The organism is Gammaproteobacteria bacterium (assembly GCA_037388465.1).
Classification (GTDB): domain Bacteria; phylum Pseudomonadota; class Gammaproteobacteria; order SpSt-1174; family SpSt-1174; genus JARRKE01.
The window spans coordinates 17,656-43,271 of the sequence record JARRKE010000017.1 but is presented as its reverse complement, the minus strand read 5'-3'; the positions used below and the strand labels follow the sequence as shown (position 1 = coordinate 43,271).

Below are 25,616 nucleotides of genomic sequence, written 5' to 3'. Positions count from 1 at the left end.
CTCGCCACCGGCGCCCCCAAGGGCGTGGCCCTAAAGGGCGCGGGCTATCCGCCCATCGCCGAACCGGACCGGGCGCCGAGCATCGCCCGCGGCAAACAGGTCTATGAGGCCGACTGCGCTCTTTGTCACGGGGCCCACGGACGGGGAACCAAGCTGGACAGCCGGCACTACGCCTTTCCGCCGCTGTGGGGGCCGGATGCCTACAACTGGGGCGCCGGCATGCACGAACTCAACGTTGCGGCCGGCTTCGTCCACGCCAATATGCCACTCGGACAACCCGATACGCTGTCCGTCCAGCAGGCCTGGGACGTGGCCGCCTACATCGACAGCCACGAACGCCCGCAGGACCCCCGCTTCGTGGGTAGCGTGGAGGAAACCCAGATGCGCTACCACCGGCACGACTGCCTGTACGGCCACAAGGAACGCGGCAAGATCCTGGGAGCCCACCCCTATCCCGACCCTCTGGCGCAGCACTGAGGGGAGCCGGGCCTCGCTGGCCTCCCCCAGCCCCCACGCCTATAATGCCGCCCCTCATTAACAGAGGGGATTTGTGATGCGACCCAGTGGCCGCCAACCGGACCGGGCCTCGCTGGCCTCCCCCAGCCCCCACGCCTATAATGCCGCCCCTCATTAACAGAGGGGATTTGTGATGCGACCCAGTGGCCGCCAACCGGACCAGCTTCGCGAGATTCGTTTTACCCGCCATTACACCCGCCATGCCGAAGGCTCGGTACTGGTCGAATTCGGCGAAACCCGCGTGCTGTGCACCGCCACTGTCGAGGAGCGCGTCCCGTTTTTTCTCAAGGGCAAGAACCAGGGCTGGGTGACCGCCGAATACGGCATGCTGCCGCGCTCCACCGGCACACGCATGGCGCGCGAGGCCGCGCGCGGCAGGCAGGGCGGCCGCACCCTGGAAATCCAGCGCCTGATCGGCCGTTCCCTGCGTGCGGGAGTCGATCTGGAAGCGCTGGGTGAGCGCCAGATCACCATCGACTGCGACGTGCTGCAGGCCGACGGTGGCACCCGCACGGCCTCCATCAGCGGCGGCTACGTGGCCCTGTGTGACGCCATCGGCGGGTTGCAGGCGGCGAAGCTGCTGAAGAAGAATCCGCTGCACGGCATGATCGCATCCGTCTCGGTGGGCATCTTCGACGGCGTGCCGGTACTCGACCTCGACTATGCCGAGGACTCCGAGGCCGAAACCGACATGAACGTGGTCATGAACGACGCCGGCCACTTCATCGAGGTGCAGGGTACCGCCGAAGGGCATGCCTTCCGCCGCGAAGAACTCGACGCCATGCTCGACCTCGCCGCGAACGGCATCGAGCACATCATCCAGGCCCAGCGCGAGGCGCTGGCCAGCTGATTCCAATGGCGGCTCAACAGCGCGCCGTGCTGGCCAGCGGCAACGCGGGCAAGCTGCGTGAACTGCGTGCCCTGCTCGAACCGGCCGGCTGGGAAGTCCTGCCCCAATCCGATTTCGGGGTTCCCGAGGCGGAAGAGACCGGCCTGAGCTTTGTCGAAAACGCCATCCTCAAGGCGCGCAACGCCGCCCGTCACACGGGTCTGCCCGCCATTGCCGACGACTCCGGCATCGAGGTCGATGCCCTCAACGGTGCGCCCGGCATTTATTCGGCCCGCTACGCGGGCGCCCAGGGCGATGACGAGGCCAACAATCGCAAGCTGCTGCAGGCACTGGCCGAAGCGCCGGACGAGGCGCGCACAGCCGCCTACCGCTGTGTGATCGTGTTCATGAGGCATGCCGAAGACCCCTCCCCCGTGATCGCCGAAGGGCGCTGGGCGGGCCGCATCCTGCACGCACCGCGCGGCAGCGGCGGCTTCGGTTACGATCCGCTGTTCTTCGTGCCGGAAATGAACTGCAGCGCGGCCGAACTGCCGGCCGAGGAGAAGAACCGCCTGAGTCACCGTGCCCAGGCCCTGCATCAACTGCTGGCGCAGCTGTCCCCGCCTGGCGGCGGTTAGATGTGTTCGCTGGCGAAGCGGATCAACGCCTCGGATTCACGATGCAACCGCCTGGCGCGCTTCGACTTGAACGGCCACAGCCCTTTCCAGGCGAACGAGGCCGCCCCGGACCAGGTCAGGTGATAATGCGTTCCCCCGCGGCTCAGGCGCATACGGTCCAGCTCGACCTGGGTCTGCACCGGCCTGAGCAGGGCCTCGTGCAGCCACGCGACCTCCCGCCCCACCGGGGTCATGATCTTCATCGCGCCGGGGGCAAAACGGCTGCCGTTGATGTGGTGAATGCGGTACAGCAGCTCCACCGTGTTCAGGTCGGGCACATGCACCTGCCGCCAGTTGGCGCCGTTGGCGAACAGGCTGAGATGATCCCCGTTCAGGGTCATGATGCTGCGGTCGTGAATGAAGTCGGTCACGAAAACGAGCATGCGCGCGGTGCGCACCCGGCCTTTGGGCTGGCTTTCGCGCAAATACAGCACGCCGGCCGCCTCGTGTGTCTTGCGGTTGAGGAACAGGCGCAGCGCCATCCACATATTGGGCAGGTAGTCGGTGACCGAATAGTCGCCGTAGCTGGCGAAACCCAGACGCTCCAGCACCGGCGTGAACTGATTGAAATGACCGAGGATGTCGTCGTTTTCGGCGTCCTTGGACAACGGATCGATGGTGGGCAGTGCCGGCATGACGAACTTCATACGCGCATTCGCCGCAGCCCACAGATAGGGTGCGGCAATGATGACGACGCCGACCAGTACGGCCGGCAGTATCCACGTCGCGCTGAAGACAAGTATGGAAAAGAATGAGAGATTGATTACGGGCACTTGAGCCCCCGTTCATGCCAAGTGGCCTAGAATTTACCAGACCTGCACCTTGATTCCATCCTTCATGGCAAGTTTTTCTGCGCCAATCCCCCTGAGCGTGTACGTCCATCTTCCCTGGTGCGTGCGCAAATGCCCTTATTGCGACTTCAATTCGCACGCCGCACCGGACGGCGTGGATGAGCGGCGCTACCTGGATGCCCTGTTCGCCGACCTGGAGGCCGAACTGCCCGGCATCTGGGGGCGGCGCATCGAAAGCGTGTTCATCGGCGGCGGAACGCCCAGCCTGTTCTCGGCCGAAGGCATCGCCGCGCTGCTCGAAGGTCTGCGTGCGCGATTACCGTTGCGTCCCGACGTGGAGATCACCCTGGAGGCCAATCCCGGCACCTTCGAACAGGCCCGTTTCGCCGACTACCGTGCGGCGGGCGTGAACCGCCTGTCCATCGGCGTCCAGAGCCTGGACGATGCGCAGCTCGAACGCCTGGGACGCATACACAGTGCGAGCGAGGCGCTGCGCGCCGTCGACATCGCCCGTGCCGCCGGTTTCGACAATCTCAATCTGGACCTGATGCACGGCCTGCCCGGTCAGGACGCCAAACAGGCCCGCCGTGATCTGGAAGCGGCCATCGCCTGCGAACCGACGCATCTGTCCTACTACCAGCTGACGCTGGAACCGAACACGCAATTCCACAAATACCCGCCGCAGTTGCCCGACGAAGACACGCTGTGGGACATCACCGAACAGGGACGCATCATCCTGGAACAGGCTGGCTATACTCAGTATGAAGTGTCCGCCTACGCACGCGGCCGGCACCAGTGCCGGCACAATCTGAACTACTGGGAGTTCGGCGACTATCTTGGGCTGGGCGCCGGTGCGCACGGGAAGCTCACCGACCCGGCGGGGGGAGAAGTGCTACGCACCCGCAAGCATCGGCAACCCGAGCAGTACATGCGTTCGGCCCGGGAAGGTTCGGCCAGCAGCGATCGCAGTGCGGTACCGGAATACGACCTGCCCTTCGAGTTCATGCTCAATGCGCTGCGCCTGAACGCCGGATTCGATGCCGGCCTGTTCCCGGCGCGCGCCGGCCTGCCGCTGGACAGCGTGCAGCCGATCCTGGACCAGGCCTGCGAACGCGGCCTGCTGACCGCCGAAGGCACACAATACCGCCCCACCGAACTGGGCCGCCGCTTTCACAACGACCTCGTCGCGCTGTTCTTGTCGGGGCATGACTGAGCCGCTGCAATATCTCACCCTGACCTGCCCCTATTGCGGGGTACATCTGACCTGTGAGGTCGACATCAGCGCCGGCAGCCAGCAGACTGTCGAGGACTGCCCTACCTGCTGTGCACCGATCCTGATCGACTACCGTGTGCAGCCCGACGGACGCATCGACCTCATTCAGGTACGCCGCGAGAACGACTGATGTCCAACGAATACATCCCCATCTCCTGCGCCGATTACAGCCGCTACGAACTCGCCATCCTGCGCGGGCAGGCGCTGCGCGTCAGCTGGCGGGGCGCCCGTGGCGTCGCGCACGTCGAAACCCTCATCCCGCTCGATCTGCGTACCCGCACCCATGCGGAGTTCCTGATTGCCCGCAATCAGGAAGGATCGCGCCGCGTCCTGCGCCTGGACCGGATACGTCACGCCGAACCGGTCGGCCTGGTCGACTGAAACGCCGACAAGACAAACGCCCTCAAACTTCGTAAGATTTTGCGCCCTATCACGAGGGCTGAAACGATGAAGGTACTGGTAGTCGGCGGCGGCGGACGCGAACACGCGCTGGCCTGGAAAATCGCCCGTTCACCCCGGGTCACGCAGGTATTCGTCGCGCCGGGCAACCCCGGCACGGCGCATGAACCCAAGATAACCAACGTCGCCATCGGCGCCGAGGACATCCCGGCGCTGTTCGCCTTTGCGGCGGACGAGGGCATCGACCTCACTGTCGTCGGCCCCGAGGCCCCGCTGGTTGCGGGTATCGTGGACACCTTCACCGACGGGGGCCTGCGCATCTTCGGCCCGACCCGGACCGCGGCCCAGCTCGAAGGCTCCAAGACCTTCGCCAAGGACTTTCTGGCCCGGCACAACATCCCCACCGCCGCCTACGGCGCCTTCACCGACCTGGACGAGGCCATGGACTTCATTCATGACCGGGGCGCGCCCATCGTGGTGAAGGCCGACGGCCTGGCCGCTGGCAAGGGGGTGATCCTGGCGCAGACCGTCGAGGAGGCACAGGCGGCGGTCAAGGACATGCTCGCCGGCAACGCCTTCGGCGAAGCGGGACACCGCGTGGTGATCGAGGAATTCCTGCGCGGCGAGGAGGCCAGCTTCATCTGCATGGTGGACGGCGAGCACGTGCTGCCCATGGCCACCTCGCAGGACCACAAGGCGCGTGACGAAGGGGACACCGGCCCCAATACCGGCGGCATGGGCGCCTATTCGCCGGCACCGGTGGTCACCCCCGAGATTCACGACCGGATCCTGCGCGAGGTCATCGAACCCACCGTCAAGGGACTGGCGCTGGAAGGCACGCCTTACACCGGATTTTTATACGCCGGCCTGATGATCGACGCAGAAGGCACGCCCAAGGTGCTGGAGTTCAACTGCCGCTTCGGCGACCCCGAGACCCAGCCCATCATGATGCGCCTGCGCTCCGACCTGATCGACCACGTAGAAGCCGCGCTCGACGGCCGCCTGGACCGGGAAAAGGCGGAATGGGACGCACGCGTCGCACTCGGCGTGGTGCTGGCCGCCGGAGGCTATCCCGACAGCTACCGTAAAGGCGATGAAATCCATGGCCTGCCCCAAACCGAGGCGGAGGATGCCAAGATATTCCACGCTGGCACCCGCGAGGAGAATGGACGTATTCTGACCAACGGCGGACGCGTCCTGTGTGCCGTGGGGCTGGGCGAGGATATCCGTGCCGCACACGCGCGCGCCTACGAGCTGGCTGCCGCCGTTCACTGGGACGGGATGTTCTATCGCAGTGACATCGGATATCGCGCCCTCCAGCGCCAAACGGGTTGAGCGCGGCACGGCATTTGCTTAACTCATGGATATACCCTTAGGGTTTCTACACGAGGTCAGGCCATGAGCAGTCCACAACCGGTTTCCTCCGAACATACTCCGCTCGCCTGCGATGCGCAGACGCTCAAGCACCTGATCCGCGAGCGCCTGATCCACGCCGTGGGCAAGGACCCGCTGGAGGCCACCGCGCGCGACTGGCTGCACGCGGTTTCCATCGTGGCGCGCGACCACATGATCGAACGGCGCATGTACACCAAGCGCCACTACCAGGAAGAAGGCGTCAAACGCGTCTACTACCTGTCCATGGAATTCCTGATCGGACGCATGCTGATCAACGGCCTGCTCAACATGGGCTTCTTCGGTGCGGCCTGCGAGGCACTGGAAGAACTCGGCGTCGACCTGCACACCATCGAGGCCCTGGAGCCGGACGCCGCGCTCGGCAACGGCGGCCTGGGGCGCCTGGCGGCCTGCATACTCGACTCCCTGGCCACGCACTGCTACCCGGCCATCGGCTACGGCATCCGCTACGAGTTCGGCATGTTCCACCAGGAGATCGACAACGGCCAGCAGATCGAGCACCCGGACAACTGGCTGCGTTACGGCAATCCCTGGGAGTACCCCCGCTCCGACCATCTCTACGAGGTGCGTTTTTACGGTCAGGTCACCGAGCATCATCTGCCTCACGACGGCGTGGTGCACGTGTGGGAGGACGGCGAGACCGTCATGGCCATGGCCTACGACTATTCCATACCCGGCTACGGCAACAAGAACGTCAACAACCTGCGTTTGTGGGCGGCCAAGGCCTCGCGCGACTTCGACCTGACCTACTTCAACGTCGGCGACTACGTGGGCGCGGTGGAGGACAAGAACCAGTCCGAAACCATCTCCAAGGTGCTCTACCCCAACGATGCCACCGCCATCGGCCGCGAGCTGCGCCTGAAGCAGGAATACTTCTTCGTCAGCGCCTCGCTGCAGGACATCCTGGACCGGCTGCTGCGCGAAGGGCACGACATCACCGAACTGCCGGATTACGTCGCCATTCAGCTGAACGACACGCATCCGGCGATCGCCGTGGCGGAAATGATGCGCCTGCTGGTGGACGAGTATCAGCTGGAATGGACCAAGGCCTGGGATCTGTGCGTACGGACCTTCGCCTATACCAACCACACCCTGATGCCCGAGGCGCTGGAGGTCTGGCCGGTTGCGCTCATGGAGGCCGTGCTGCCGCGCCACATGCAGATCATCTACCAGATCAACCACGACCTGCTCACCCTGGTGCGTCACCACTATCCCGGCGACATCGACCGGGTGCAGCGCATGTCGCTGATCGATGAAGGGCACGGGCGTCAGGTGCGCATGGCCTACCTGGCCATCTTCGGCAGTCATGCCGTCAACGGGGTGGCGGCACTGCACTCCCGGCTGCTGACCGACAACCTGTTCAAGGATTTCTACGAACTGTTCCCCGAGCGGTTCCTGAACATCACCAACGGCATCACCCCGCGCCTGTGGCTGCACCAGGCCAATCCCGGCCTGCGCAACCTGCTGCGCAACTACATTCAGGGTGACTGGGCCAGCGACCTCGACCTGATCCGCCAGTTCGAGTCGTCAATCGACGACGAAGCCTGCCGGCATGCATTCCGCGAGGTGAAGCTCGCCAACAAGCACGCCCTCGCCGAGGAGATCCGCGCACGCACCGGTATCGAGGTCAATCCCGAGGCGCTGTTCGACGTGCAGATCAAGCGAATCCACGAATACAAGCGCCAGCTGCTCAATCTGCTGCACGTGATCACCCTCTACAACCTGATCCGCGCCGGCGAATATACCGAACGGGTGCCTCGGGTGGTGATCTTTGGCGGCAAGGCGGCACCGGGCTATGAATTTGCCAAGCGCATCATCTATCTGATCAACGACGTGGCGGATGTCATCAACAACGACCCTGCTGTCGGCGACCGGCTCAGACTGGTGTTTTTGCCCAACTACAGCGTCAGCCTGGCCTCCATCATCATCCCGGCCGCCGACCTGTCGGAACAGATTTCCACCGCCGGCACGGAGGCCTCGGGCACCGGCAACATGAAGTTGTCGCTCAATGGGGCGCTGACCATCGGCACCCTGGACGGCGCCAACATCGAGATACGCGAAGAGGTTGGCGAGGACAATTTCTTCCTGTTCGGACTGCGTACCGAGGAAGTGGCCTCACTGCGCAGCCAGGGCTATTCGCCGCGCCATTACTACGAATCGAACGCCCACCTCAAACAGGCGCTGGACATGATCGTCGAGGGCTTTTTCTCCCCCGAGGAGCCCGAACTTCACCGCGGCATCGCCAAGCAGTTGATGGAGGTCGATCCCTATCTGGTGCTGGCCGACTACGCCGATTACGTCGCCGTACAGGCGCAGGTCGACCTTCTCTACCGGGATCAGGAGGCGTGGACGCGCAGGGCCATGCTGAATACCGCGCGCATGGGGAAATTCTCGATCGACAGGACGGTCAAGGAGTATTCGGATCAGATCTGGAATCTGACGCCGACCTGCTTCGTCTGAACGCGAACCGGCCCCTACCCGGGCCGGGCGCAGCGCGGCGCTCCGTCAGGAGCGCTTCATGGCATCGAAGAATTCGCCGTTGGTCTTGGTCTTTTGCAGGCGATCGAGCAGGAACTCCATCGCCGCCAGATCGTCCATGTCGTGCAGGAACTTGCGCAGAATCCACAGCTTCTGCAGTTCTTCCTGATCGGTCAGCAGTTCCTCGCGGCGGGTGCCCGAACGGTTGATGTTGATGGCGGGATAGATGCGTTTTTCGGCAATGCGGCGATCCAGGTGGATCTCCATGTTGCCGGTGCCCTTGAATTCCTCGTAGATCACCTCGTCCATCTTGGAGCCGGTGTCGATGAGCGCGGTGGCGATGATGGTGAGCGAACCGCCTTCCTCGATATTGCGCGCCGCCCCGAAGAAGCGCTTGGGACGATGCAGGGCGTTGGCGTCGACACCGCCGGTGAGCACCTTGCCCGAGGAGGGAATCACCGTGTTGTAGGCGCGCGCCAGACGGGTGATGGAATCGAGCAGGATGACGACGTCGCGTTTGTGCTCGACCAGCCGCTTGGCCTTTTCGATCACCATCTCGGCGACCTGGACGTGGCGCGAGGCCGGCTCGTCGAAGGTGCTGGAAACCACCTCGCCGCGCACCATGCGCTGCATCTCGGTCACCTCTTCCGGGCGTTCGTCGATGAGCAGCACGATGAGGTCGCACTCCGGATAGTTGGAGGCGATGCTCTGGGCGATGTTCTGCAGCATCATCGTCTTACCCGCCTTCGGCGGAGAGACGATCAGTCCGCGCTGCCCTTTACCGAACGGCGCCACGATATCGATAACGCGCGCGGTAATGTCCTCGGTACTGCCGTTGCCGCGCTCCATGCGCAGGCGTTCGTCGGCATGTAGCGGGGTGAGGTTCTCGAACAGGATCTTGTGCTTCGCCACTTCCGGCCGCTCGAAGTTGATCTCGTCGACCTTGAGCATGGCGAAGTAGCGCTCGCTTTCCTTGGGCGGGCGGATCTTGCCGGAGATGGTGTCGCCGGTACGCAGTCCGAAACGGCGGATCTGGCTGGGCGACACATAGATGTCGTCCGGTCCGGCCATGTAAGAACTGTCTGCCGAGCGCAGGAAACCGAATCCGTCCTGGAGAATCTCCAGTACGCCATCCCCGAAGATGTCTTCGCCTTTCTTGGCGAGACCCTTGAGGATGCCGAAGATGATGTCCTGTTTGCGAGAACGGGAAACACCCTCTACACCGATTTCATTGGCGATTTCAGACAGCTCTGAGGCCGTCTTCTTCTTCAATTCCGTGAGATTCATCGATTGGCTTGAGATAAACAGCGCGTAGTTGGAGACAACTCCCGGCATGGAACCGGGGGACCTGGTAGGTGATTTTGTTATCAGGAGATTGCGAGCCGGGGTACGGCGGAGCGGCCTTCGCTGAGCGAGGCGTCAGCATAAATTAGCACGTCACATTCACGCCGTCCAGCCTCGCCGGCGAAGCCGGACGGCGTCCATCAATCAGATGTTCTGATCCAGAAAGGCGGTCAGTTGGGACTTGGACAGGGCGCCTACCTTGGTGGCTTCGACCTGGCCGTTCTTGAACAGCATCAATGTCGGAATGCCGCGAATGCCGTACTTGGGCGGCGTGGCCGGATTTTCATCGATATTGAGCTTGGCGATCTGAATCCGTCCGGCATATTCCTCGGAAATCTCGTCCAGAATCGGGGCAATCATCTTGCAGGGGCCACACCACTCGGCCCAATAGTCGACCAGGACGGGAACGCTGGAATTCAGAACGTCCTGTTCGAAACTGTCGTCGGTGACATAAGCGATTTGCTCACTCACGCTTCAAACCTCCATTAGGTGGATTTCGCGCAGCATAACCTCGCGCCAAAAAAGATGCTCACAAGGATGGATATGGAATACGGGGCGGGAGGGATTTTTGGCTGTTTCGATATTCTGTGCCTATTCATCCCCCCTTTTCAAGCCTGATACACCGCATCCTGGCGGCCGGAAACCGAAACACATCTGAACCGGGCCGGCTCATGCCCTGGCGGCCGTTTTGCTCTTTTGCCTCGTACACGGCTATGCTACGCCGCCATGACAGAAAGACATTTGACAGATACCCGCTTCGATTCCCTGGGGATCCAGGATGCAATCCTCCAGGGCCTGCATGATACAGGCTTCACCCGTTGCACCCCCATCCAGGCCGCCACCCTGCCCGTCGCCCTAGCGGGCCACGATGTGGCGGGGCAGGCCCAGACCGGCACCGGCAAAACGGCCGCATTCCTCATCGCCTGCTTTAACCGCCTGCTGAACAGGGAGGCGCCCCCCGAGCGCCGCGCCAACCAGCCGCGCGCGCTGATCCTGGCGCCGACCCGCGAGCTTGCCATCCAGATCCACAAGGACGCCGAGGCGCTCGGCCGGCACGTGCCGCTCACGCTGGGTCTGGTGTACGGCGGCGTGGACTACGAAAAGCAGCGCCGCCAGCTGGAGGAAGGCATCGACATCCTGATCGGCACGCCGGGGCGCATCATCGATTACTTCAAGCAACGGGTCTTCGACCTGCGCGCCGCCGAGGTGGTGGTGCTGGACGAGGCCGACCGCATGTTCGATCTCGGCTTCATCAAGGACATCCGTTTTCTGATGCGCCGCTGTCCGCCACCCGAACAGCGGCTTTCCATGCTGTTCTCCGCCACGCTCTCCTACCGCGTCATGGAGCTGGCCTATGAGCACATGAACAACCCTGAAACGGTGCGCATCGAGGCCGAGCAGATGACCGCGGAACGGGTCCGCCAGCGCGTGTACTACCCCGCCAACGAGGAGAAGATTCCCCTGTTGCTGGGCCTGCTGGCGGCCGACAAGCCCGAACGCAGCATTGTGTTCACCAATACCAAGCGCAGCGCGGAGTACGTCGCCTCCTACCTGGAAGGCAACGGCTACCACGTCGCGCTGCTGTCCGGCGACGTGCCGCAGAAAAAGCGCCAGCATCTGCTCAAGGCCTTTGCCGCCGGCGAGGCCACGGTGATGGTCGCCACCGACGTTGCGGCCCGCGGCCTGCACATCCCCGATGTCTCGCACGTATTCAATTACGACCTGCCCCAATCGGGCGAGGATTACGTCCACCGCATCGGACGCACCGCCCGTGCGGGTGCGGAAGGCGACGCCATCAGCTTCGCCTGCGAGGACACGGCCTTTTATCTGCCGGAGATCGAGGAATACATCGGCACGCGCATCGATATGGAATCGGTCGATCCGGCACTGCTGGTCAAACCGCAGCCGCGCGTCAGGCATGCAAAACCCAAGGACCGCCCACACGGCTCAGGCGGCAAACCCAAATCCGCGCATGCCCCGAAGGAAGGCGCGCCCGGCAACAAACGCCGCCGCTCGCGCCGCGGACGGCGCCCGACGCCCGAGCAGCACGACTGAGGCTATTCAGGCGCTTCTTCGCAACCGGCCTTTAGTCCGACGGGCCGGTATCAAGTACCCAGCCGTCTTTGGTCCGTTCGAACCGGAACCTTTCCAGGCGCATCACCTGTTCGCCGCGCCGGAAGTTTCCGTATTTCAATCCGAGAGCCAGGGCATTCAGACCGGCCGCCAGCGGATTATCCCGGGAGGCACTCAAGTCGGCGACCTCCTTGAGGTCATGCTTGAAGGTCAGGGTGTAGCGCACCTCCACCACGTAGGCGTTCTTATTCCTGTCCTGCGTCTGCGGAATCCACTGGATAACGCGAAAGTCGCTGACCTCGTAAACCCCGGACATGCCACCGCTCATGAGGTATCCGGTCACCTGCTGCTTGACCAGCTCCCGTCCCGGCCGGTCGGCACAGCCGGCCAGGACCAGACTCAGGAGCAACAACCCGAGCCATGCCGTACCGCGCGGCGGACGGGCGGGAAATGAAAAGGGTTTCAATACCGGCTCCTTACTCTGTCAAAACACCTGCGCCGAAAGATAACCCGCCCGGGCCGATTAGGCATCCCGCCGCCTGCAGCCGATCTAGCGCAAGACACCGCCGCCCAGCCGGCTCACAACCCTGCTGACAGCGCCTTTTTTATTCCGGCTTCGGGCGCTACGCTATTCGCCCTGCAAACCCTTAACCCTTCATCACACTCAAGGACTGTCATGGCGAAAATCATCCATACCATGATCCGCGTGCTCGACCTCGATAAATCCATCGGTTTTTACCGGGACGCCCTGGGACTGGAGCTTTCCAATCGACTGGATTTCGACGACTTCAGCCTGGTCTACCTGCGAAACCCGGAAAACGACGTGGAGCTCGAGCTGACCTGGAACCGGGATCAGACGGAGCCCTATACGCACGGTACCGGCTACGGCCACATCGCGGTGACCGTGGACGACCTGGAAACGGAGCACGCCCGCTTCAAGACGGCGGGCTATGAGCCGCGGGACATCATGAGCCTGAGCAGCGAGGACAAGGAGGCCGCGAAGTTCTTTTTCATGAAGGACCCCGACGGCTACGAAATCGAGTTCATTCAAAAGCACGGCCATTACCAATAGGCACGTGTCGCAGCCAATACCCACTCAAAAAAACGCCCGGCATTGCCGGGCGTCATAAACGGAACTGCCGTTCTGCCGGATAGGCTCAGAATTCGTAGCTCAATCCGACATACGGCATGAACAGGTCGGTCTGCCAGTCGGACTTGCCGACGTTCAGGGTGTTGCGCAGACCGAGGCGCGCCTTGAAGCCCGGCTGAATGGCGTAACTGGCGCCGATGGAGGCCACCGGACTGACGCCGTTGTCCGACTCGGAGAATCCTGTCTTTTCGTACTTGGCGTGCCACAGATAAACGCCCACACTGGCGGTGAACGCGAACTGGGGGGCGTAACTCCAATCCTTGAACAGCACCGTCCAGGGCATCTCGCCGACCAGGCTGGCGCTCACGCCGGTGGAACTGAATCCGCCGTCCTTGTTCACGTTGATCAGCGCACCTTCCGCACCCCAGCGCAGCGGTCCGCGCAGCTGAAGCTGCTGCTGGTCGAACATGTAGCCGCCGAACAGGCGGATGGTCGGGCTGTTGCCCTGGTCGGTATCGGAAAAGCCGACGTCGCCGCCGAAATACGGCCCGGCGTGGGCTGCAACACCACCCGCAAGCAGCGCACTGCCCGCCAATGAAACCAACAAGTTACGCAGCTTCATCTTAAACCCTCCTTCCTCAGCAGGGCGGTGACACCACACTCAGGTGTGCTGTGCCCCATGGTAGAGATTGACGACGTGACGCGCCTCGGCGAAAAACAGCCAGCGCTCCACACCCTTGCCGATCAATGATGATAGCAGGGCCACCACCGCCAGACCGAAGGGATGTTCCGCGGTCAGGGCATAGGCGATCAGAATCAGCGGCAGGATGAAGCCCAGGGCGAACACAATGCCCTTCAACAGGCGCCGCGTGCCGGGATCCACCTGGTAGCCGAACTCGTCGGTCAGGAAGGTACCGGCGGTGTGGCCGACGTCGAGCAGGCGCACGGTGGCGCGGGTAAAGCCCGTGGCGGTATTGATGCTGGGCCCGTCGACCTTGGCGATCCAGAAATAGTAGATCGCCTTCATTACCGCGGTCGCGATCAGTGCCGTGCCGGCCACGCCGCCGATCAGGTTGAGATCGGCGCCAAAGTAAGCCGAGACGGCGAGGTAAAACAGGGCGCCCAGGCTCAGGCCCATCAGCAGGTAGTTAGCGGGTACCAGCGCGGTGTTCCACTGGCGAATGGTCTTCAGGCAGGCGTAGATCATGCCGGTGCAGAACACCGTCACGAAGCCCAGCACCACGCCGACGGCCCCCATCCACAGGAAAAAGGCCGGAGGGTGCGCGCCGTAGAAAAACACGCCGACCAGATACAGGAAGGCGAACGGGAAAAAGACCACGGCGAACACCGCCTCGCGCGACAGCCAGGAGGTCTTGAAGCGCATCCAGGAACGCCAGGCGTTCTTGGGGTTGGCCAGATGCCCGGTGGAGGACAGCAGACCGGCGATGATCAGGATGAACGCCGTAACCAGCATGGCCAGCAGCTCGACGCGGTTGAGCGCCGGCCCCAGCCGGAAGATCTGCAGGGCGGCCGTGAGCGAATACAGGCCGAAGCCTGCCCCGGAGATCACGGTGAAAAAGATAACGGAAAGCGCGGGATGCATGTCTGCCTCTCGTGTTCGAGTTGATGCCGCTTAGCGGGCGACGGCGCGGTTGACCCATTCCTTTACGGAGCTGACCAGGTCCTTGCGCCGCACATCGTCGGTGGGCACCGGGCGGGTCAGCCGCGGGGGAAGATAGGTGTTGGTCGGGTTGTAGCCGAGTTCGGGCATCAGCTTCATGCCCGCGCGGTCGCGCACCAGCTTGCTGACCTCGGAATCGGGATTATCGAAATCGCCGAAGTAGCGCGCATGCGCCGGGCAGGTGATGACACAGGCCGGCTGGCGGTCGACCGGGTCCAGCGTCTCGTCATAGATGCGGTCGATGCACAGGGTGCACTTCTTCATGGTGCCGGACTCGCGATCCAGCTCGCGCGCGCCGTAGGGGCAGGCCCAGGAGCAGTAATTGCAGCCCATGCACTTGGTCTGATCGACCAGCACCACGCCGTCCTCCTTGCGTTTGTAGGAGGCACCGGTCGGGCACACCGTGACGCAGTCGGCGTCGTCGCAGTGCATGCACGACATGGGGAAGTTGATGGTCTTGTTGTTCGGGTAGTCGCCCACCTCGTAGTGGCGGATGCGGTTGAACCACACGCCGCTGGGGTTTTCGCCGTAGGGGCGATAGTCAGCCAGCGGGCCGGTGGTACCGGAGGTGTTCCACTGCTTACAGGCGGTCGCACAGGCGTGGCAGCCCACGCAGGTGTCGAGATCGATTACCAGTCCAAGTCTCATTGTTCGTCTCCTCTCACTTCTCGCCGCGGGTCAGGACATCCTGGATGTCGCGGACGAGACGCACGGGTTCATGCGCGGCATAACGCAGCACGTCGGGCGAGGCATTGCTGCCCGGCAGCGGCTTGATGTGGTCGAACTGCGGCCAGCTGCCCTCTTCGCCGGGGGCGGCCTTGGTGATCTTCACGCGCAGGTCGTACCAGGCGGCCTGGCCGGTCACCGGGTCGGAATTGGTGACGTTGTCCAGTGCGTCGCCCTTCTTGGGCAGCAGCTCGCGGATCAGGTGATTCATCAGGAAGCCCTTGGTCGCCTCGTTGGCACCCCGCTTGAGGCCCCAGGCACCGGACTGCTTGGAAATGGCGTTCCAGGTCCACACCGTGTTCGGCTGGCAGCCCTCGGTCAGCTTCACCTGCACGCGGATCTTGCCGTTGTGCGACTCGACCCACACCCAGGACAGATCCTCGATACCCATCTTCTCGGCCTGGGCGCGGTTCATGTACAGGAAGTTCTGGGCCATGATCTGGCGCAGCCAGGCGTTCTGCGAATCCCAGGAGTGGTACATGAACATGGGGCGCTGGTTGACCGCATGGAACGGATACTCGTCCTCGTTGATGCGGCTCTGCTCCAGCGGCTTGTAGAAGTCCGGCAGCGGATCGAAGTACTTGCGCAGGCGCTCCTTGTGATGCTCCTGGGTCGGCATCGGACCATCGTAAAGGCCCTCGCCCGCCAGGCGGAATTTCTGCAGCGTCTCGGAGTACAGCTCCATCACGATGGGGTCGGTGGAACCCACCCAGGCGGCATGCTTGGCCAGCTCGAGGTAGTCGCGGTTGGCGAAGCGGTAGTAGCGCTGGCTCGGCTCCAGGTGATGCTCGAAGAAGGCGCCGTTCTCGATGTACCTGTCCCACTGGTTCGGGTTCGGCTCGCCACGCAGGCTCTTGGAACCGTCTTCGCCGCGCCAGCCGGCCAGGAAGCCGATGCCCGGCTCCTTCTGGTAATTGACGATGAAGTCCTTGTAGTCCTTGAACTTGCGCGTGCCGTCCTCGTTGGTAAAGGCGGGGAACTTGAGGCGCGAGGCCAGCTCCACCTGCACCTCCTGCCAGGACATCACGTCGCGCTCCGGCTTGATGATCTGCTGGCGGATCGAATCCGCGGCCGCGTGCGGCTCGGAGATCGGACGGTCCAGCATGGAGATGGTGTCGAAACGCTCCAGGTAGGTGGTGTCCGGGATCACCAGATCCGCGAAGTTGACCATCTCCGAATGGAAGGCGTCGGCGACCACCAGGAACGGGATCTTGTACTCGCCGTTCTCGTCCTTTTCGCGCAGCAGGTCCTGGATCTCCTTGGTGTTCATGGTGGAGTTCCAGGACATGTTGGCCATGAAGAACATCAGCATGTCGATCGGATAGGGATCGCCCTTCACGGCGTTGGTGATGACCATGTGCATCAGGCCGTGCGCGGAGATCGGCGCATCCCAGGAATAGGCCTTGTCGATGCGGATCGGGTTGCCGTCGCCGTCGATGACCAAGTCCTCGGGGCCCTTGACGAAACCCAGCGGCGGCGACTTGAGCGGCGTGTTGGGCGCCATCTCGCGCGCCGGGCGGATGGCCGGCGGAATATGCTTCGGATACGGCGGCTTGGCCAGATGACCGCCGGGCACGTCCACGGTGCCGAGCAGCAGCTGCATGATGTGGATCGCGCGGCAGGCCTGGAAGCCGTTGGAGTGTGCGGAAATGCCGCGCATGGCGTGCATGGACACCGGCCGGCCGATGAACTTGGTCTGCTTGCGGCCGGCCCAGTCGGTCCACTCGGTATCGATCTCGATGGTCTCCTTGAACGCCACGTGGGCCATCTCCAGCGCCAGACGCTCAATCTGCTCGGCGGGGATGCCCGTCACCTTGGCGGCGTTCTCGGGGGCGTACTGCTCGTCGAGGTACTTCTCGGCCAGCAGGGTCATGACGGTCTTCAGTGGCGTGCCGTCCGGCGCGGTGTACTCACCGAACAGCGCGGGCTTGATCTCGGGCAGGGTGGCGTCGACGAAGGCCTCCTTTTCGAGATCCCAGGCCTGCGGCTTGCCGTCGGCGTCGCGATAGAACAGACCGTGTCCCTTCTTGCCCGGGGTGTGCACCACCAGATAGGGCGAGTTGGTGTAACGCACCAGGTAGTCCCAGTCGAACTGGTCGTTCTTCAGCAGGACATGGACCATGGACAGCGCCAGCATGGCGTCGGTGCCGGGACGCAGGCCGACCCATTCGTCGGCGATGGCCTGGTAACCGGTGCGCACCGGGTTTACGGACACGAACTTGCCGCCGTTGCGCTTGAGCTTTTCCAGACCCATCTTGATCGGGTTGGAGGCATGGTCTTCGGCCACGCCCCACATCATGAAGTACTTGGTGCGGTCCCAGTCGGGGTCGCCGAATTCCCAGAAGGCGAAACCGGTGGTGTACAGCCCGCCGGCGGCCATGTTCACGGAGCAGAAGCCGCCGTGGGCGGCCCAGTTGACCGTGCCGAACTGAGTGGACCACAGACCGGTCAGCGCCTGCATCTGGTCGCGGCCGGTGAAATAGGCGAGCTTCTTGGGGTCGGTCTCGCGGATCTTCTTGAGGCGCTCGGTCAGGATGTCCAGCGCCTTGTCCATGGAGATGGCCTCGAACTCGCCGGCGCCGCGCTCGGTACCCGGCTTGCGCATCAGCGGCGTGGACAGCTTGGCCGGCGAGATCTGCTTCATGATGCCGGAATTGCCCTTGGCGCAGAGCACGCCCTTGTTCACCGGATGCTCTCGGTTGCCCTGGATGAAGCGGACCTGGTTGTCCTCCACGGTCACCTTGATGCCGCAGCGGCAGGCGCACATATAGCAAGTACTGTATTTAACTTCTTGTTTTTTATGGTTTTCAAATTCGGGCAGGGCACTCATCGGGGTACCTCCTGGCAAACGGGGCCTTCAATAAATGGAGCTAAGTCTGAGACCTCAGGGTGACGAATACCAAACAGACTTTTTTATTTTTTTATTAGCTGGTTCTATAGACCACAAAAATTCCTAATCACGCCCATAACCGCCCCCACCGGGGGTCTCGATGACGAACACGTCGCCCGGGGCCATTTCGGCGCGGGCGCACGACGGCAGGGTCTCCGCCGCACCGTCGCTACGCTCCACCGCGTTGCGCCCGGGCAGCCCCGGCGACCCGCCCGCCAGGCCCTGCGCGCCCCGCAGGCGGTGATTGGACAGCATCGCCGCCTGCATCGGCGCCAGGAAGCGCAACCGGCGCACCGTCCCGTCTCCGCCCGGCCATTGCCCGGCACCGCCGCTGCCCGCCCGGACGACAAAGGATTCCAGCCGCACAGGGTAGCGCAGTTCCAGCACCTCCGGGTCGGTCAGACGCGAATTGGTCATATGGGTCTGTACGGCACTGGCCCCGGCGAACCCCGGGCCCGCGCCGGCACCGCCGGCGATGGTCTCGTAGTACTGGTAACGCGCATCGCCGAAGGTGAAGTTGTTCATCGTCCCCTGCGAGCCCGCCAGGGCGCCCAGGGCCCCGTACAGGGCATCGACGATGCACTGCGAGGTTTCCACGTTGCCCGCCACCACCGCAGCGGGCGGACGCGGGTTGAGCAGCGATCCCTCGGGTACGATCAGGCGCAGCGGCTTGAGACAGCCCTCGTTGAGAGGAATCGGCTCGTCGACCAGGGTGCGGAACACGTACAGGACGGCGGCCTTGGTGATCGCCAGCGGGGCGTTGAAGTTGCCCGCCTGCTGCGGGCTGGTGCCGGAGAAGTCGATCTCGGCCGTACCGGCCTCACTATCGACACGGATCTGCACACGGATCAGCGAACCGTCGTCCAGCTCCATGTCGCAGGCGCCGTCCTTCAGACCCCGTACCACCCGGCGCACGGCCGCCTCGGCATTGTCCTGCACATGCCGCATGTAGGCGTGCACGGTGTCCAGGCTGTAATGGGAGACCATCCTGTGCAGCTCCTGCACCCCGCGCGCATTGGCGGCGAGCTGCGCCCTGAAGTCGGCGAGGTTCTGATCCGGATTGCGCGCCGGCCAGGGGCCGGCGGTGAGCAGGCCCCGCAGCGCATCGGCCTGGAATTCGCCACCGCGCATGAGTTCGAAGTCGTCGATCAGCACGCCCTCTTCCTCGATGCACCGGCTGGCCGGGGGCATGGACCCTGGCGAGATGCCGCCGATGTCGGCGTGATGCGCCCGACTGGCCACGAAAAACAGCAGATCCTCGCCCTGCGCATCGAAGACCGGCGTCACCAGCGTCACGTCGGGCAGGTGTGTCCCGCCCGAATAGGGCGCGTTGGTGAGATAGGCATCGCCCGGGCGCATGCGGCCGGCCCTTGCCCTGGCGATGTGGCGCACGCTCTCCCCCATGGAGCCGAGGTGCACCGGAATGTGCGGGGCGTTCGCCACCAGCCGGCCCTGAACGTCGAACAGCGCGCAGGAAAAATCCAGCCGCTCCTTGATGTTCACCGAATGGCTGGTGTTGCGCAGGATCTCGCCCATCTGCTCGGCGATGGCCATGAAGGCGTTGTTGAAGATCTCCAGCATGATGGGGTCCACCGCCGTTCCCAACGCCGCCCGCCTGGCCAGCGGCTGAACACGGGTGAGTCGCAGCACGCCCCCGCCGGCCTGGGCTCGCCAGCCCGGCTCGACGATGATGGTGCTGTTGGGCTCCAGGATCACGGCCGGCCCATCGACGTCCGACCCATCACTCAGCGATTCGCGCCGGTAAACCGGGGCCGGCAGCCATCCCTCGCCATCATGGGCGGCATTCAGGGTGTACAAGCGGGTCTGGTCCACCGCTTCCGGCGGCCGTTCCTGTGTGGTCGTCGCCAGGGTATCGGGCGCATGCCCGCCGCCGGACACCTCGACCTGCAGCGCCTCGACGATCAATGCCCGCGCCGGTTCCGCGAACCCGAACCGCTCCCGGTGCAGATCTTCGAAGGCCGCGCGTATGGCCGCGGCATCGCCATAGGCGACCGGCAGCGCGGTATCGGTGCCGCGGTAACGCACATGCACACGCACTGCGGTCTCCAGCGTATGCGCCTCCACCCCCTGGCTTTGCAGCGAGGCCTGCCCTTCGGCCTGCAGTTCGCGCAGCTTCGCCCCGAGCATTTCGATCAAAGCGGGATCGAGCTCGGCCTCCACCGGATATTCCAGCAGCACGCGCAAACGGGCGAGCCCCATGCCATAGGCGGACAACACGCCCGCGAGCGGGTGGATCAGGATATCGCGCATGCCCAGCGCGTCCGCCACCTGGCAGGCCAGCTGGCCGCCGGCTCCGCCGAAGCAGCTCAGGGTGTAGCGGGTCACGTCGTAGCCGCGCTGCACCGAAATGCGGCGGATGGCGTGGGCCATGTTCTCGACCGCGATCTGCAGACAGCCCAGCGCCAGCTGTTCGGGATCGCGGGCCACGCCGGTCGACTGCGCGACTTCATGCGCCAGCTCGGCAAACCCCGTATGCACCCGCTCGGCATCGAGCGGCTGGTCCGCATCCGGACCGAAGATCTGCGGGAAATGGGCCGGCAGCAACTTGCCGGTCATCAGGTTGGCGTCGGTTACGGTCAGCGGACCGCCGCGCCGGTAACAGGCCGGCCCGGGATTGGCGCCGGCCGAATCCGGCCCGACCCGGAAGCGTGCGCCGTCGAAATGCAGGATGGAACCGCCGCCGGCCGCCACCGTGTGAATGTGCATCATCGGCACGCGCAGGCGGGTGCCGGCGACCTCGGTTTCCAGGCTGCGCTCGTATTCGCCGGCGTAGTGCGACACGTCCGTCGAGGTGCCCCCCATGTCGAAGCCGATCAGGCGTTCGCACCCCAGGGCACGCCCCGTCTCCACCGCCCCGACGATCCCGCCCGCCGGTCCGGAGAGGATGCTGTCCTTGCCCTGAAACCGCCGGCTGTCCACCAGGCCGCCGTTGGACTGCATGAAATAAAGCGGTACGCCCTCGAGCTCCCCGGCGACCCGGTCCACGTAACGGCGCAGTATCGGCGACAGGTACGCGTCGACCACCGCGGTATCGCCGCGCGCCACGAACTTGATCAACGGACTGACCCGGTGGGAAACGGATATCTGGGTAAAGCCGATTTCCTGCGCTATGGCTGCGGCGCACTGCTCGTGCGCGGGAAACCGGTAGGCATGCATGAAGACGATTGCGACGCTGCGCAGGCCGTGATCGAACGCCCGTTGCAGACCGGCCTGCAGCGCATCCTCGTTCAACGGCAGGACCACCTCGCCATCGGCGCCGATGCGCTCGTCGGCCTCGATCACCTGCGTATACAGCGGTGCGGGCAGCACGATGTGGCGCGCGAAGATGTCTGGACGGTTCTGATAGCCGATACGCAGGGCGTCGCCGAAACCACGCGTGGTGACCAGCAAAGTCGGTTCGCCCTTGCGTTCGAGCAGGGCGTTGGTGGCCACCGTGGTGCCCATACGCACGGAATCGATCATCCCGGCCGGAATTTTCGCTTCGGGCGCAAGCCCCAGCACCTCGCGGATGCCCTGCAGGGCGGCATCGCGATAACGTTCGGGATTTTCGGAAAGCAGCTTGCGGGTAACGAGTTCGCCGGCGGGTGTGCGCGCCACCACGTCGGTGAAGGTCCCGCCGCGATCGATCCAGAAACGATACCCGCTCACGCCACTTTATCCGGCCGAAGACAAATGGGGCGCCTTGCGGCGCCCCGGAAACTCATCACAACAAATGCCTGACTCAGGGACGCAGGTAGGCATACCCCTTCTGCTCGAGCAGGACGATCTGGCCCGCACCGGAGGGCACGACCTTCACGCCCTCGGTCAGCTTGGGCAGATGCCCGATCTTCTTGGCCATGTGCTCCATGGTATTGTGGCAGGCATCGAACTCGACGCCCTGCATGCTGACGTCGGTGACGCGCTTGGCCGTCTTGCTGTTGGCCAGCATCATCTTCAGGCCGGGGCCGTAAGCGACGATCACCACATCGATATTGTCCGTACCGAACTCTTTGATGAGATTGTTGGCATTGTTCATGGCGAGGTTCCAGGTGGCCGGGTCATCCTTGCTCACCTGAATCACGACGTGATGCTTGGCAAAGGGCTTGGCATCGTCGGCGTTGGCCGTACCGGCCATACCGAGAAACAGCCCCAGGGAAATCAACACCGCAAACAGGGTCTTCATGGGTTCCTTACCTCTATCAAGTGTTTTCTTGAAGACGTCGAGTCTAACGGGGTACGGCGGGTGGCTCAATCACTATCATGTGGTCTTATAATGAACAAATGACTACCTCGCTTACAGACCGTTTCGGACGCACGATCGAGTATGTCCGGCTTTCGATCACCGACCGCTGTGATCTGCGCTGCAATTACTGCATGCCGGAAGGGTTCAGGGATTTCGAGGAGCCGGCGCACTGGCTGAGCTTTGCGGAGATCGTGCGCGTCATCGGCGCCTTCACCCGGCTGGGGGTGCGCCGCGTCCGGCTCACCGGCGGCGAGCCGCTGACCCGCAAGGGGGTCCCGGACCTCGCCCGGCAGCTGTGCGACCTGCCGGGTCTGGAGGACCTCTCCCTCAGCACCAACGCCACCCGCCTCGCCCGCCATGCCGACGAACTCAAGGCCGCCGGCGTGTCGCGCATCAACGTCAGTCTCGACTCGCTGCGCCCCGAGGTGTTCCGCAGCATCACTCACGGCAAACTGGACAAGGTGCTCGCGGGACTGATGGCAGCCAAGCAGGCCGACCTGTCACCGGTAAAGATCAACATGGTGGTGATGCGCGGCGTGAACGACGGCGAAGTCGAGGACATGGTCGAGTTCTGTATCGAGCACGGCTTTACCCTGCGCTTTATCGAAACCATGCCCATGGGCGACACCGGGCGTTCGGCCAGCGAGCAGTACATTAACCTGGACGAGATCAAGACCCGCCTTGCGCGTCGTTTCGAACTGATCCCCGGCATGATGCCGGGCGGCGGTCCGGCCCGTTACGTACGGGTCGCCGGCAGTGATCTGCACATCGGCTTCATCACCCCCATCTCCCAGCATTTTTGCGACACCTGCAATCGAATCCGCCTCTCCACCGATGGAACCATCTACACTTGTCTGGGGCAGGAACATAATCTGGCACTACGCCCGTTGCTGCGCGGCGGTGCCGACGACAAGGAACTCGAACAGGCGATCATGCAGGCCGTGGACCTCAAACCCGAACGCCACGAATTCAGCGACCGCCCCGAAAAGATCGTTCGCTTCATGTCCATGACCGGCGGCTGAGAAGCCACAGCACAAGCGACACGCCCAGATGCCCCCAGACAGCACACCGGCAATCCCCAAGGAAGAGATTCTCGATCAGCTCGATGCGGTGGTCATCGTTGCCGACATGGAGACCTATGAGATTCTCTACGCCAATGCCTATGCGCGGGAGAACTTTGGCGTCGAACCCGGCACCGTCCGTGCCGAGCTGCTGAAACAGGACGGCGGCGACGGTCCCTGCTCATTCTGCTCCCCCAAGGAACGCCTGCTGGACGAAAACGGTGAGCCGGGCGCACCGGTACGCAACGAGTTCAAGAATACCGAAGACGGGCGCTGGTACCTGATCGTGGAAAAGGCCATCCGCTGGACCGGAGGCCGCCTGGCGCGCATGCAGATCTCGCTGGACATCTCCCAGCAAAAGGCGCGCGAGCGGGTCATGGCATACCACGCCTCGCATGACGCCATGACCGGGCTGCTCAACCGTACCCACATGCAGACCCTGCTGGAAAAGACCCATGCGCAGTCTCATCGCAGCGGGCGTCCCTACAGCCTGATCCTGATCGACCTGGATCACTTCAAACGCGTCAACGACAACTTCGGGCATCAGATCGGCGACGCGGTACTCAAGGAGGTCACCAAGACCATTCGCAGCGGCAACCGCGAAGGCGACGCCATGAGCCGCTGGGGTGGCGAGGAATTTCTCTGCCTCTTGCCGGACACGGACGCCCAGCAGGCGACGCTGATCGCCGAGCGCTTCCGGCGCCGCGTGGAAAATGCTCCACTGGAAACCCGCTGGCGCGACATCAACATCACCATCAGCGCCGGTGTCGCCTCCTACCCGCAAGACAGCGAACACCTGAGCCGGCTGATCAATCTGGTCGACAGCGCCCTGTACGAAGCCAAGCGCTCGGGACGCAACAAGGTGGTGCACATGGGGCCTTCCCCTTCCGGCGAAATGACCATCGTCGGCCAGCTCGACCGCGCCATCCGCAAGGAGGAAATCCTCACCGCCTTCCAGCCGATCGTGAAGCTGGCCACGGAGGAAAAGGTCGGCTACGAGTGCTATGCGCGCATCCGGACCGCCAAGGGCGAAATCATGCCCGCCGAACAGTTCATTCACGCCGCGCACCAGCTGCATCTCGCCACCGAAGTGGACTATCGCGTCATCGGCACCGCCATCAAGCGCATCGCGCAGACGCCCAAGGATGGACGCGAACTGCGTTTTTTCCTGAGCTTTTCACATCAACTCGTCGAACACGGGGAAATGATCGAAAAACTCGCCCAGCAGATCGCCGAGGCCCGCGAGCTGGGCTACGGCAATCTGGTGCTGGAACTCGATGCCGACCGCAACAGCGCCGACAGCCATCGCATCCGCCAGGGCCTGGCGCCGCTGATCGATCTGGACGTCAAATTCGCGATGCACACCTTTTCCGGGCGCGCCGCGGGTTACGAATACCTGTCCGACCTGCCGGTGGATTACATCAAGATCGAAGGCGGTCTGGTGAGCCGGGTACTGTTCGACCGGCGTGCGCGCAGCATCGTGACCAGCCTGAAACGGCTGGCCGACGAGATCGGCATCGTGAGCATTGCGGAAATGGTGGAGGACGCCAAGACCGCCGACGCACTGCACGAACTCGGGGTCGACTGGGCGCAGGGGTATTACTACGGCAAGCCCTCTCACGAGTAGACAGGGCCCACCCTGCGCAATTCAGACCCGTTCCAGGGTCACGAACTCATAGGGATAAGCGTTCTTCTCATCGGCGGAATGCGGCTCGCGCGCGCAGACCCGCCACGCCTGTGCATCGTATTCGGGGAAATGCGTATCCCCTTCCAGCTCGGCGTCGATCAGGGTGAGGTACATGCGCTCGGCGCGTTCGATAACCTGTGCATACAGATTCGCGCCACCGATGACCATCACCTCCTGCGCATCGCCGGCGGCGGCCAGGGCCGCATCGAGGCTGGCCACGACCGTGCAGCCCGGCGCCTCGTAACCGTGGTCGCGGGTGATGACGATGTTCAGGCGTCCCGGCAGCGGTCGGCCGATAGACTCGTAGGTGCGTCGCCCCATCACCACCGGCTTTCCCAGGGTGATGGACTTGAAGTGCTTGAGGTCCGCAGGCAGATGCCAGGGCATCTCGTTGTCGCGCCCGATCACCCGATCGTGGGCCATCGCGACCACCAGCGTCAGCATC

Annotated in this window: 23 protein-coding genes; 12 read left to right on the top strand and 11 right to left on the bottom strand. The window is 63.7% G+C overall.

Annotation, left to right across the window (positions count from 1 at the left end; all coding sequences use genetic code 11):
- The 3 genes from P8Y64_05510 to rdgB all read left to right on the top strand — a co-directional run.
- Window positions 1-477, top strand: a 477-nt coding sequence (locus P8Y64_05510) for a c-type cytochrome (protein ID MEJ2059929.1), incomplete at its 5' end; no start/stop codon positions are given.
- 172 nt (window positions 478-649) lie between these two features.
- On the top strand, window positions 650-1,366 hold the full coding sequence (gene rph, locus P8Y64_05505; protein ID MEJ2059928.1) for a ribonuclease PH: 717 nt from the start codon (window positions 650-652) through the stop codon (window positions 1,364-1,366).
- Window positions 1,367-1,371: 5 nt separating this feature from the next.
- A complete protein-coding gene (rdgB, locus tag P8Y64_05500; protein MEJ2059927.1) occupies window positions 1,372-1,983 on the top strand; it encodes an RdgB/HAM1 family non-canonical purine NTP pyrophosphatase in 612 nt (203 codons plus the stop codon).
- Here the strand turns inward: rdgB and P8Y64_05495 are convergent.
- Window positions 1,980-2,795 carry a hypothetical protein gene (locus P8Y64_05495; GenBank protein MEJ2059926.1) on the bottom strand — a complete coding sequence of 272 codons (816 nt, stop codon included), beginning with the start codon at window positions 2,793-2,795 and terminating at the stop codon, window positions 1,980-1,982. The two genes, rdgB and P8Y64_05495, sit on opposite strands and share 4 nt — an antisense overlap.
- Before the next feature lie 64 nt (window positions 2,796-2,859).
- On the opposite strand from P8Y64_05495, the gene hemW reads away from it, so the two are divergent.
- The 5 genes from hemW (at window position 2,860) to P8Y64_05470 (ending at window position 8,358) form a co-directional block, all read left to right on the top strand.
- Window positions 2,860-4,026 carry a radical SAM family heme chaperone HemW gene (gene hemW / locus P8Y64_05490; protein MEJ2059925.1) on the top strand — a complete coding sequence of 389 codons (1,167 nt, stop codon included), beginning with the start codon at window positions 2,860-2,862 and terminating at the stop codon, window positions 4,024-4,026.
- Complete coding sequence (locus P8Y64_05485) at window positions 4,019-4,216, top strand: CPXCG motif-containing cysteine-rich protein (GenBank protein MEJ2059924.1); 198 nt, start codon at window positions 4,019-4,021, stop codon at window positions 4,214-4,216. Before hemW ends, P8Y64_05485 begins: the two co-directional genes overlap by 8 nt.
- A complete protein-coding gene (locus tag P8Y64_05480; protein MEJ2059923.1) occupies window positions 4,216-4,467 on the top strand; it encodes a transcriptional antiterminator, Rof in 252 nt (83 codons plus the stop codon). The genes P8Y64_05485 and P8Y64_05480 overlap by 1 nt, the downstream gene beginning before the upstream one ends.
- Before the next feature lie 66 nt (window positions 4,468-4,533).
- Complete coding sequence (gene purD / locus P8Y64_05475; protein ID MEJ2059922.1) at window positions 4,534-5,820, top strand: phosphoribosylamine--glycine ligase; 1,287 nt, start codon at window positions 4,534-4,536, stop codon at window positions 5,818-5,820.
- 63 nt (window positions 5,821-5,883) lie between these two features.
- Window positions 5,884-8,358, top strand: a complete 2,475-nt coding sequence (locus P8Y64_05470; protein MEJ2059921.1) for a glycogen/starch/alpha-glucan phosphorylase — start codon at window positions 5,884-5,886, stop codon at window positions 8,356-8,358.
- Between the two features lie 45 nt (window positions 8,359-8,403).
- Here P8Y64_05470 and rho read toward each other — a convergent pair whose 3' ends face one another.
- Both rho and trxA read right to left on the bottom strand, forming a co-directional pair.
- Window positions 8,404-9,663 (bottom strand): transcription termination factor Rho, encoded by a 1,260-nt coding sequence (gene rho, locus P8Y64_05465; GenBank protein MEJ2059920.1) that lies wholly within the window; start codon window positions 9,661-9,663, stop codon window positions 8,404-8,406.
- A gap of 201 nt (window positions 9,664-9,864) precedes the next feature.
- Window positions 9,865-10,191 (bottom strand): thioredoxin TrxA, encoded by a 327-nt coding sequence (gene trxA / locus P8Y64_05460; protein ID MEJ2059919.1) that lies wholly within the window; start codon window positions 10,189-10,191, stop codon window positions 9,865-9,867.
- Between the two features lie 255 nt (window positions 10,192-10,446).
- Between trxA and rhlB the strand changes: the two genes are divergently transcribed.
- Complete coding sequence (gene rhlB / locus P8Y64_05455) at window positions 10,447-11,775, top strand: ATP-dependent RNA helicase RhlB (GenBank protein MEJ2059918.1); 1,329 nt, start codon at window positions 10,447-10,449, stop codon at window positions 11,773-11,775.
- Window positions 11,776-11,806: 31 nt separating this feature from the next.
- Here the strand turns inward: rhlB and P8Y64_05450 are convergent, their stop codons facing one another.
- Window positions 11,807-12,259 (bottom strand): hypothetical protein, encoded by a 453-nt coding sequence (locus tag P8Y64_05450; protein ID MEJ2059917.1) that lies wholly within the window; start codon window positions 12,257-12,259, stop codon window positions 11,807-11,809.
- A gap of 210 nt (window positions 12,260-12,469) precedes the next feature.
- Here P8Y64_05450 and P8Y64_05445 point away from each other — a divergent pair, with 210 nt between their 5' ends.
- The gene (locus P8Y64_05445; protein MEJ2059916.1) at window positions 12,470-12,865 is read left to right on the top strand and encodes a VOC family protein; all 396 of its coding nucleotides are present in this window, start codon (window positions 12,470-12,472) and stop codon (window positions 12,863-12,865) included.
- An 85-nt stretch (window positions 12,866-12,950) separates the two neighbouring features.
- Here the strand turns inward: P8Y64_05445 and P8Y64_05440 are convergent, their stop codons facing one another.
- The 6 genes from P8Y64_05440 to P8Y64_05415 all read right to left on the bottom strand — a co-directional run bounded on the left by P8Y64_05440 (window position 12,951) and on the right by P8Y64_05415 (window position 22,363).
- A complete protein-coding gene (locus P8Y64_05440) occupies window positions 12,951-13,505 on the bottom strand; it encodes a hypothetical protein (GenBank protein ID MEJ2059915.1) in 555 nt (184 codons plus the stop codon).
- Between the two features lie 39 nt (window positions 13,506-13,544).
- Window positions 13,545-14,486 carry a dimethyl sulfoxide reductase anchor subunit gene (locus P8Y64_05435; protein MEJ2059914.1) on the bottom strand — a complete coding sequence of 314 codons (942 nt, stop codon included), beginning with the start codon at window positions 14,484-14,486 and terminating at the stop codon, window positions 13,545-13,547.
- 30 nt (window positions 14,487-14,516) lie between these two features.
- A complete protein-coding gene (locus P8Y64_05430) occupies window positions 14,517-15,212 on the bottom strand; it encodes a 4Fe-4S dicluster domain-containing protein (protein ID MEJ2059913.1) in 696 nt (231 codons plus the stop codon).
- A gap of 13 nt (window positions 15,213-15,225) precedes the next feature.
- Entirely contained in the window at window positions 15,226-18,120 is a 2,895-nt protein-coding gene (locus P8Y64_05425; GenBank protein ID MEJ2059912.1) for a molybdopterin oxidoreductase family protein, read from the bottom strand.
- Window positions 18,121-18,243: 123 nt separating this feature from the next.
- Window positions 18,244-21,849 (bottom strand): hydantoinase B/oxoprolinase family protein, encoded by a 3,606-nt coding sequence (locus P8Y64_05420; GenBank protein MEJ2059911.1) that lies wholly within the window; start codon window positions 21,847-21,849, stop codon window positions 18,244-18,246.
- A gap of 73 nt (window positions 21,850-21,922) precedes the next feature.
- Window positions 21,923-22,363 carry a DsrE family protein gene (locus P8Y64_05415; GenBank protein ID MEJ2059910.1) on the bottom strand — a complete coding sequence of 147 codons (441 nt, stop codon included), beginning with the start codon at window positions 22,361-22,363 and terminating at the stop codon, window positions 21,923-21,925.
- A 98-nt stretch (window positions 22,364-22,461) separates the two neighbouring features.
- On the opposite strand from P8Y64_05415, the gene moaA reads away from it, so the two are divergent.
- On the top strand, window positions 22,462-23,445 hold the full coding sequence (gene moaA, locus P8Y64_05410; protein ID MEJ2059909.1) for a GTP 3',8-cyclase MoaA: 984 nt from the start codon (window positions 22,462-22,464) through the stop codon (window positions 23,443-23,445).
- Window positions 23,446-23,473: 28 nt separating this feature from the next.
- Window positions 23,474-25,111, top strand: coding sequence for a diguanylate cyclase (locus P8Y64_05405; GenBank protein MEJ2059908.1), 1,638 nt, complete (start codon window positions 23,474-23,476; stop codon window positions 25,109-25,111).
- A 21-nt stretch (window positions 25,112-25,132) separates the two neighbouring features.
- Here the strand turns inward: P8Y64_05405 and folA are convergent, their stop codons facing one another.
- The gene (folA, locus tag P8Y64_05400; protein MEJ2059907.1) at window positions 25,133-25,615 is read right to left on the bottom strand and encodes a type 3 dihydrofolate reductase; all 483 of its coding nucleotides are present in this window, start codon (window positions 25,613-25,615) and stop codon (window positions 25,133-25,135) included.
- Between the last annotated feature and the right edge of the window lies 1 nt (window position 25,616).